The organism is Nocardia asiatica NBRC 100129, from assembly GCF_000308415.1.
GTDB classification, from domain to species: domain Bacteria; phylum Actinomycetota; class Actinomycetes; order Mycobacteriales; family Mycobacteriaceae; genus Nocardia; species Nocardia asiatica.
Window position 1 is genome coordinate 1 of sequence record NZ_BAFS01000164.1, and the last position, 1,127, is coordinate 1,127.

Here is a 1,127-nt window from a genome sequence, read left to right on the forward strand (position 1 = left end):
GCTAGCTGTTGCGGGTCGTGACGTTGGTGACGCGGTGGCAGAGGTGGTGAGCTGAGGGGCGGTTCTTTCGGCGGCAGGATGTGAAGCGCCAACTACCACGTCCGCCGCAAGCCGAAAGAACCGCCGTGATTCACCGTAATGCCCCGTTGACCGTCGAGGGCCGCTACCGGCTCGTACAACGCTGCCAGGTGCGGCCGATCGCTCACGTCGCCGCCGAAATGGGACTGTCACGCCAGTGCGCGAGCAAGTGGGTCAACAGGTTTCGCCGCTTCGGGGAACTCGGCCTGCTCGACCGATCCCCGGTGCCGCACCGGTCACCGACAGCGACACCAGCCCAGACCATCGTGCGGATCGAACAACTGCGGCGTACGCGCAAATGGTCGGCACGACGCATCGCCACCGAACTGCGCACCGAGGGCACGACGATCTCGGTACGCACGGTCAGCCGCCACCTGCACCGGCTCGGACTGAACCGGCGGAGGTTTCTCGACCCCGCCGGCGCATCGAACCGGGCACCACATCGCATCATCGCCCACCGTCCCGGCCACATGGTGCATATCGATGTGAAGAAGGTCGGCCGCATTCCCGACGGCGGCGGCTGGCGGGTGCACGGCAAGGGCTCCGATCGGGACAAAGCTGTCGCCCGCACGAAGAAGCGAGGCACCCGCACCGGCTACCTGTTCCTGCACACCGCGGTCGACGGCTTCTCCCGGCTGACCTACACCGAGGCTCTGCCGGACGAGAAAGCCATCACCGCGATCGGGTTCGTTTTCCGGGCCAGAGCGTTCTTCGCCGCGCACGGCATCAGCCGCATCCAGCGGATCGTCACCGACAACGGCGCCTGCTACCGGGCGACCGACTTCGCGAAAGTCCTGCTCGGAGCCCGCCACCAGCGCATCACGCCCTACACGCCACGGCACAACGGCAAAGTCGAACGCTATCACCGGATCCTGGCCGAGGAATTCCTCTACGCCCGCGAATGGACCAGCGAAACCCAACGCGCCGACGCGCTCGGAATCTGGAACATCCACTACAACTACCATCGACCCCACACCGCCGCCGGAAACCGGCCACCAGCCAGCCGCCTCCACACCGGCGTCACCAACGTCACGGCCTCATACAGCTAG

General features: G+C 66.3%; 1 protein-coding gene. It reads left to right on the forward strand.

Annotated elements, in window-relative coordinates:
- Positions 1-125 precede the first annotated feature (125 nt).
- Entirely contained in the window at positions 126-1,127 is a 1,002-nt protein-coding gene (locus tag ON27_RS15460; RefSeq protein WP_051046636.1) for an IS481 family transposase, read from the forward strand.